Origin of the sequence: Stenotrophomonas sp. (assembly GCF_031995405.1) — a bacterium.
Lineage (GTDB): Bacteria > Pseudomonadota > Gammaproteobacteria > Xanthomonadales > Xanthomonadaceae > Stenotrophomonas.
Window position 1 is genome coordinate 1 of the sequence record NZ_DAMAGC010000166.1, and the last position, 7414, is coordinate 7414.

General features: G+C 69.1%; 5 protein-coding genes and 1 pseudogene. 2 read left to right on the forward strand and 4 right to left on the reverse strand.

Annotated features, from left to right (window positions below; translation table 11 throughout):
- Positions 1–352: 352 nt before the first annotated feature.
- Positions 353–1543: a benzoate/H(+) symporter BenE family transporter gene (locus tag RTO53_RS18725; RefSeq protein ID WP_312239197.1), complete on the forward strand. Its 1191-nt coding sequence runs from the start codon at positions 353–355 to the stop codon at positions 1541–1543.
- Between the two features lie 6 nt (positions 1544–1549).
- Here the strand turns inward: RTO53_RS18725 and RTO53_RS18730 are convergent, their stop codons facing one another.
- The 4 genes from RTO53_RS18730 to egtB all read right to left on the reverse strand — a co-directional run bounded on the left by RTO53_RS18730 (position 1550) and on the right by egtB (position 6623).
- Complete coding sequence (locus RTO53_RS18730) at positions 1550–2101, reverse strand: DUF2628 domain-containing protein (protein WP_312239198.1); 552 nt, start codon at positions 2099–2101, stop codon at positions 1550–1552.
- Positions 2098–4284 (reverse strand): lytic murein transglycosylase, encoded by a 2187-nt coding sequence (locus RTO53_RS18735; protein ID WP_312239199.1) that lies wholly within the window; start codon positions 4282–4284, stop codon positions 2098–2100. Before RTO53_RS18735 ends, RTO53_RS18730 begins: the two co-directional genes overlap by 4 nt.
- 66 nt (positions 4285–4350) lie before the next feature.
- A complete protein-coding gene (gene egtD, locus RTO53_RS18740; RefSeq protein WP_312239200.1) occupies positions 4351–5325 on the reverse strand; it encodes an L-histidine N(alpha)-methyltransferase in 975 nt (324 codons plus the stop codon).
- On the reverse strand, positions 5322–6623 hold the full coding sequence (gene egtB, locus RTO53_RS18745) for an ergothioneine biosynthesis protein EgtB (protein ID WP_312239201.1): 1302 nt from the start codon (positions 6621–6623) through the stop codon (positions 5322–5324). Before egtB ends, egtD begins: the two co-directional genes overlap by 4 nt.
- 170 nt (positions 6624–6793) lie before the next feature.
- On the opposite strand from egtB, the pseudogene RTO53_RS18750 reads away from it, so the two are divergent.
- A pseudogene (locus RTO53_RS18750) lies at positions 6794–7414 on the forward strand (GGDEF domain-containing protein); the annotation flags it as partial.

The following is a 7414-nucleotide window of genomic DNA, read 5'->3' on the forward strand; positions in this document are numbered from 1 at the left end:
CAAGGCCGTTTCACCGAAGTGAACCGTTGTTGCCGATGCCGCTTCGTCGTTTGCCCCAAGAGGCTTTCGTCGTTGCGAGCCGCCTATTATGTCAGGCTTTTCGTTTCCGTCAACACCTTCTTTCGAGGGATGTTGCAGCCGCTTTGGCTTGGTGTTCACCGGGGTGAAGACCGCGTCGCAGCGAGGGAGCGAATACTAAAGACTTCTGAAAATTCGTCAAGGCTTTTTTCGATCTTTTTCATCGCAACGTCATCATTGCGTGCTGCTCGACATCCTGTGCGGCAGCACGCGCGTTGCGCGTGCTGCCGCTGGCTTGCTAACAATGCATCTCTTGTCGTCAGGAATGCATGCGATGTCTGCCCTCCCCAAGCGTTCGTTGTTGCGCGATGTGTCGTTGCCCGCGCTGATGGCCGGCTTCATTACGGTGCTTGTCGGCTTCGCCAGTTCGGCGGTGATCGTGTTCCAGGCCGCACGCGCGGTCGGTGCAACGCAGGCGCAGATCGCCTCATGGATGTGGGCGTTGGGGTTGGGCATGGGCATCACCTGTATTGGACTGTCGCTGCGCTACCGCGTGCCGGTGGTGACGGCATGGTCCACGCCGGGTGCGGCGATGCTGGTGGTGGGCGCCGGTGCAGTGGGCTACAACGATGCGATCGGTGCGTTCGTGCTTGCTGCCGTGCTGGGGATGATCGCCGGCTTCTCGGGGATCTTCGCGCGCGTGATGCGGCGGGTGCCGATGGCACTGGCCGCCGGCATGCTCGCCGGTGTGCTGCTGCGCTTCGGGCTGGATGTGTTCGTCTCCCTGCAGACACAGCTGGTGATGGCGCTGACGATGCTCGCCACCTGGCTGGTTGGACGGCGCCTGTTCGCGCGCTATGCGGTGATCGCCACCTTGCTGGCAGGTGTCATGGTGGCGGCCGCTCAGGGACTGCTGCACATGGAGACGGTGCGGCTGGAGCTGGCCACGCCGGTGTTCACCTGGCCGACGCTGTCCTGGTCAGCCGTGGTCGGCATCGCCCTGCCCCTGTTCGTGGTGACCATGGCCTCGCAGAACATCCCCGGCGTGGCGGTGATCCGTGCCTCGGGCTACGACACGCCGATCTCGCCGGTGATCGGCTGGATCGGCGTGGCCAATACGCTGCTCGCCCCCTTCGGCGCCTATGGCTTGAACCTGGCGGCGATCACCGCGGCCATCTGCATGGGACGGGAGGCACACGAAGACCCGGCGCGGCGTTACACCGCGGCGGTGGCCGCCGGGGCGTTCTATATCGTGGTGGGCCTGTTCGGGGCGACGGTGGCGGCGGTGTTCGCCGCCTTCCCCAGGGAACTGGTGGCATGCGTGGCCGGTATCGCGCTGTTCGGCACGATCGCCAACAGCCTGTCGATGGCATTGCGTGAGGAGGCCGACCGCGAGGCGGCGCTGGTGACGTTCCTGGTCACCGCCTCGGGGGTGTCGCTGGCCGGGATCGGCTCGGCGTTCTGGGGGCTGGTGGCCGGGGGTATCTGCCTGTTGGCGCTGCGACCACGCGCGACGGCCGGCTGAGCCGGATCAGTCGCCGGCCAGCACCCGGATTCCCACATATAGAACGACCCCCAGCCCCAGGGCCATCTTGCTCACGCCGCCCCGGCGGTCGAGTTCGGCAGCGATGCGTGCCGGTTGATCGCGGTAGCGGGCCTGGGTGCGCGCCACCAGGCGCCGGCAATGCCACAGGTACAGCGCGTTGGCGGACAGCCCCAGCAGCACTTTTGCACCGATCAGCAGGACCAGGCTGCCGTTCTCACCGACCCAGCTGAACGCCACGGCGGCGCCGACGCCGAATTCCAGCACCAGCATCAGCGCGGCCGCCAGGTAGAGGCGCCGATACAACAGCCAGAAGACGTCGAACAGGAAGGCAGGCCAGTGCCAAGGGCGCGGCCATCGACCGGTTGCGGCATCCAGATGCCAGCGGCGGGCATACCGGCCGAAATTGTCGCCTACCGCCCGGGCCAGCTGCGGTTGCCGATCGTGGACACCGGCCGCCCGCTCGATGGCCAGGTCGATCTCTGCCTCGACGACCGCGGCCGCGGGCGCGGCATACGGGTCGTGGGGGCTGGCACTCACAACGGCGCCACCGAGAACGTCTGCTGCAGCACATGGCGCCCGCCCGGCGCGAGGGTGACCACGTCCGGACCGGCGTTGGCGGCCTCCAGGCAGACGTAGTTGCGCCAACCGGTACCGACGTCGGCCATCTTTGCCGCGCCGGCTTCGCCCGGATTCCAGGCCACCAGCGAGCGGCTGCCCTGGGTGCTGATCTCGATGCGGCGCTTCAGGGTGGGGTCCTTGAGGACGTAGCGGCCACCGGCGTGGGTATAGATGCGATCGCTGCGGCCCGGGTCGCGCGCGTCGCGCAGGTTCCAGTCGCCCTGCTGGACGCGCGGGGTGGCGTAGTTCTCGAACTTGTCCAGGTAGGTGAGGCCGTCGAGCCCCTGCACGTCGACGCGGGTGGCGTCGCCGACCTTGAAGTAGTTGTGCAGCGCCTGGGTGAAGCTGACCGTCTGCGCGCTGGCGTTCTCGGTAACCAGGCGCTGTTCGAGGGTGCGGCCGATGCGCAGCTCCATGTGCAGGCGCAGGGCCAGGGTGTCCAGCGTGGGCGGGGCGAGCGTGAGCACGAGGGTGCCGTCGGCCTCGCGCCGCGCGTCCTTCAGGGTCCACGGCAGGGTGCGCACGAAGCCGTGCGAGGGCACGTCGTTGCCCTGCCCCTGGCGGCCGAAGAACGGCCAGCACACCGGGCTGCCACCGCGGATGGGCGTGGGCAGCGCCTGTGCGCTGGGCGACAGCCACAGCACGTCCTGGCCACCCTTGGGAATGTAGGACAGCAGCTGCCCGCCGAACACCGCGATGGCGGCGGTGGCGAACGGGGTCTCCACCTTCCAGGCGGGGAAGCCCTGCACCTGGCCCAGGCTCAGGCCCTCGACCCTGGGCAGCGCCGCGCTGGGGCCGGCCGGGGACTGCATCAGGCGGGCGTGGTTGGGCGGCAGGGTGAACTCGGTGGATGCGGGCATGGCGGTCGAAGGGATCGAAGGGGTCGGGATGGGCGGGGCACTGCGCAGGGCGGTGAGGATGCGTTGGCCGGCGCGGCCGTCGGTGGTGGGCCAGCCCAGACGCTGCTGCTCGACCTGGATGGCGCGGCGGGTGGCGGTGCCGACCATGCCGTCGGCGACGCCGATGTCATGCCCACGGGCGAGCAGCAGGGTCTGCAGTTCACGGCGCTCGCGACGGCCGATGCCGGGGTCGTCGGTGGGCCAGGCCACCACGGTGCCGCTGCCGCCGCGCAGGCGGTCGGCCAGGGTGGCGATGGCCAGGGCATAGCTTTCGGCGGCGTTGTAGGCGTAGATCGCATCGTAGTTGCGGAACACCAGCCACGCCGGGCCCTTGGCGCCGGTGGGCAGCAGCAGGGCGGCGTTGCTGTCGTCGGGCAGGCCGAGCGGGGCCAGCGCACCGCCGCCCACCGGGACGATGCCCAACGCCCGCCAGCTGGCCAGCGGTTTGCGCTGGGTGCGCCCGGCCAGCGCCGGATTGAAGCCGGCCGGCAACGTGACCTCGATGCCCCAGGGCTGGCCGGTACGCCAGCCGGCCTTGGCCAGGTAATTGGCAGTGGAGGCCAGGGCATCGGGAATGCTGGCGACCAGGTCACGGCGGCCGTCGCCGTCGCCATCCACGGCAATGCGTGCATAGGTGGACGGCATGAACTGGGTGTGCCCGAATGCGCCGGCCCACGAGCCGGTGAGCCCGTCGGCCTGCAGGTCGCCGGCGTCGAGCAGCTTGAGCAGGGCAAGCAGTTCGCCCCGGAAGAACGGTTGGCGGCGCCCGTTGCAGGACAAGGTGGCCAGCGACTGCAGCAGCGGACGCTTGCCGAACACGCGGCCATAGTCGCTCTCCACGCCCCAGACCGCGACGATGGTTGCCGGATCGACGCCGTACTGGGCCGATACCCGGTTCAACAGATCGCGATGCTCGACCAGCCGCGCGCGGCCATCGTCCACGCGCTGGCTGTCCACCAGGGCGGCCAGGTAGTCCCACAACGGCGTGGTGAACTCCGGTTGCGCATCCAGCAGGGGCAGAACGCTCAGGTCCGGGGTGAGCCCGGCGGTGAAGCGGGTGAAACCGGCGGCGCTGATGCCCTGCTTGAGCGCCTGCGGTTGCAGGGTGGCCAGGCAGCGGTCGAAATCATCCTGTGGCGCGGCGGCGACCGGGGCGCTGGCCAGGCACAGTGCGCCGAGCAGCCAGCCGGGGAGAAGCCTCATTGGCGGGAATCCTTGCAGCCAAGTGGACCTGCATCATAGCGGGCTGGCGCCGATCGGACCGGCTGATCACGCCGGTTGCAGCAGGCGCAGGCCGAACGCAGGGGCGGCGGCATTCCACTGGGCGGTGACGCGCAGTCCGGCCTCGGCGGCCAATGACGCAAACGTCGCGTCGGTGTACTTGTGGCTGTACTCGACGGTCATTGCTTCGCCCTCGGCAAAATCGACGTGGCGGCCGGCGACGTGGACGCGCTGGGCGCGCGTGCTGACCAGTTCGGTCTCGATGCGCAGCCGTTCCACGCTGTACCGGGCGCGGTGCTGGAAGCCATCGAGATCAAAGTCGCTGCCGATCTCGCGGTTGAGCCGGCGCAGCAGGTTGAGGGTGAACTCGGCGGTGACGCCGGCGGCATCGTTGTAGGCCGCTTCGATCAGCGCCGGGTCTTTGTGCAGGTCGATACCGATCAGGGCCATGCCATCGCGCCCCATGGTCTGGCGCATCGCCTGCAGCAGGGCGACGGCATCGGCGTGGTCGAAGTTGCCCAGCGTGGAGCCGGGGAAGAACAACAGCCGACGCGCGGGTTCGCGTTGCGGTTCGGGCAGTTGCACCGGGCGGGTGAAGTCGGCGCAGACCGGGAGCATTTCAATGTCCGGCAGGGCCTGCGCCAACCGCGCGATGCTGGCCAGCAGGGCCGCGCGCGAGATCTCGATGGGGGTGTAGGCAACCGGATCGACCAGCGCATGCAGCAACAGCTCGGTCTTGCGACCACTGCCACTGCCGAGTTCGACCACATGCAGGCGTGGGCCGACCACCCTGGCGATGGCGGCCGCGCTGTCGTGCAGCAGTTGCAGCTCGGTGCGGGTGGGGTAGTACTCGGGCTGGTGGGTGATCTGTTCGAACAGGGCCGAACCGCGTGCGTCGTAGAAGTACTTGGACGGCAGCTGGCGTGGCGTGGCGGACAGACCGTGCAGGATATCGGCGGTGATCCGGGCACGATCGGGCTGCAGGTCGGTGAGCGCGTCGAGCGCGTCGCTGACCGTGCTCACGCCAGGTCCCTTGCCAGGCGCACGCCGGCGAACTGCCAGCGAGCCGAGGGTGCGAAAAAGTTGCGGTAGCTGGGGCGGACGTGTCCGTCCGGTGTGGCGCAGCTGCCGCCGCGCAGGATCCATTGGCCGTTCATGAATTTACCGTTGTACTCGCCGAGGTTGCCGGCGAAGGGGCGGAAGCCCGGATAGGCGCCGTAGGCGCTGCTGGTCCATTCCCAGACATCGCCGAACAGCTGCAGGAGCGCGCCATCGCTGCCCTCCTCCACCGCGCTGGTACCGGCAGGGTGCAGGCGGTCGGCGTCGGCGAAGTGGCCGGCGGGCGCATGGCCGGCGGCGGCGGCTTCCCACTCGAACTCGGTGGGCAGGCGCGCGCCCTGCCAGCGGGCGAAGGCGTCGGCTTCGAAATAGCTCAGGTGGCAGACTGGCGCGTGCAGGTCCAATGCGCGCCAGCCGCCGAGGGTGAACTCGCGTTCCAGTGCATCGTCCCAGTACAGCGGGTGCTGCCAGCCCTCGGCCTGGCACAACGCCCAGCCTTCGCTCATCCACAGGCCGACCTCGCGGTAGCCACCGGCCTGGATGAACTGGCGGTACTCGGCGTTGGTGGCGGGTCGATTGGCCAGGGCATGGGCCGGGACCAGCACGCGGTGCACCGGCGATTCGTTGTCGTAGGCGAAGTCCGCGTGCGCGGGCCAGGCGGGTGCGCCGATCTCCACGATCTGCTCGGGACTGCGCTGCCAGCACAGCGGCACGGCGCTGGCCTCGCTCCGGGTCAGATCATCCCGGTAGGCCGGCTGCAGCGGGTTGCACCACAGCGCGTGCTTGATGTCGGTGAGCAGCAGCTCCTGGTGCTGCTGTTCGTGGTGCAGGCCGAGCTGCAGCTGATGGCGGGCCTGCGCATCGAGCGCATCGGCCTGCAGCAGGGTGATCACCTGCTGGTCGACGCGGGCGCGGTAGTGCAACACCTCGTCCAGCGATGGACGCGAGAGCAGGCCGCGCTGTGGGCGTGCATGCGCCGGGCCGATGCTCTGGTAGTAGCTGTTGAACAGGTAGTGCCAGTCGGCATTGACCGCCTGGTGGCCGGGTTGGCTGGCCAGCACGAAGCGTTCGAAGAACCAGGTGGTGTGCGCCAGATGCCATTTGGCCGGGCTGGCGTCGGGCATGCTCTGCACCATCGCGTCTTCGGCGCTGAGCGGCGCGGCCAGCGCGATGCTGCGTGCGCGGATGCCGGCATAACGAACGGCCAGTGCGGCAGCGGGCGATGGGGCGACGGGCGGTGGTGAGGCGACGGCGGTATTCATCGCGGTCAGGATCGGCCAGCGGCGGTGAGCAGGACGTCATGGCAAGGCTCACACGATGTTACGCACTCAAGTTGAATACGCAGTGGCCGCTATCGGAAAGACACCTCGCCTGCGTGGTCCCGGTCTGCACGTGCAGCCATGGCGCGCCGGCCCGCTTTCGTGGAACCGTCTTGCGGAATCACCTGCTACGCCAGCCCGGTCACTATCTGTTCCTGCTGCCCGCCCTGCTGGTGGGGCTGGGATTGTGGTCGGCCACGCCGGCCGACGAGGTGGGCAGCCCCGTGCATCGCATCCTGCCGCTGGTGCTGACCTGCCTGGGCGTCGGCCTGGGCCTGATCTACAGCCGGGTACGCGCGGTGTGCCTGCTGCTGACGATCGCGTTGGCCTTTGCGATCCTGCACGGGCTGGTGGGCAGTTTCCTCAACACCGGCGCGGTCACCGCGCTGACGCCGCTGGTGTTCCATTCGGTCTCGCTGTGGCTGCCGCTGCTGTTCGCGCTGCATGGGCTGTGGCCCGAACGTGGCCGACTGCGCCAGGACCTGCTGCTGCGCGGGGTGGTCAGCGGTGCGGCGATCGGTGTGTTCGCCCTGCTGGCCGCACAGGGACCGCAGGGGATGCACGACCTGCTCTCGGACCAGCACTGGCCGTGGCTGCCGACCGGCTGGAGCCGGCTGGCGCAGGTGCCGACGCTGCTGTTCCTGATGGCGATGGTCGGGCTGGCGGTGCAGGCGCTGCGCCAGCCGCGGCCACTGCACACGGCGATGCTGATCGCCTTGCTGGCGGTGTGGGCG

Bases quoted from the DNA above. Each gene is read 5' to 3' on its own strand.
- egtB (WP_312239201.1), bottom strand. From the start codon at position 6,623: ATGAATACCGCCGTCGCCTCACCACCGCCCGTCGCCCCATCGCCCGCT.
- RTO53_RS18725 (WP_312239197.1), top strand. From the start codon at position 353: ATGTCTGCCCTCCCCAAGCGTTCGTTGTTGCGCGATGTGTCGTTGCCC.
- RTO53_RS18735 (WP_312239199.1), bottom strand. From the start codon at position 4,284: ATGAGGCTTCTCCCCGGCTGGCTGCTCGGCGCACTGTGCCTGGCCAGC.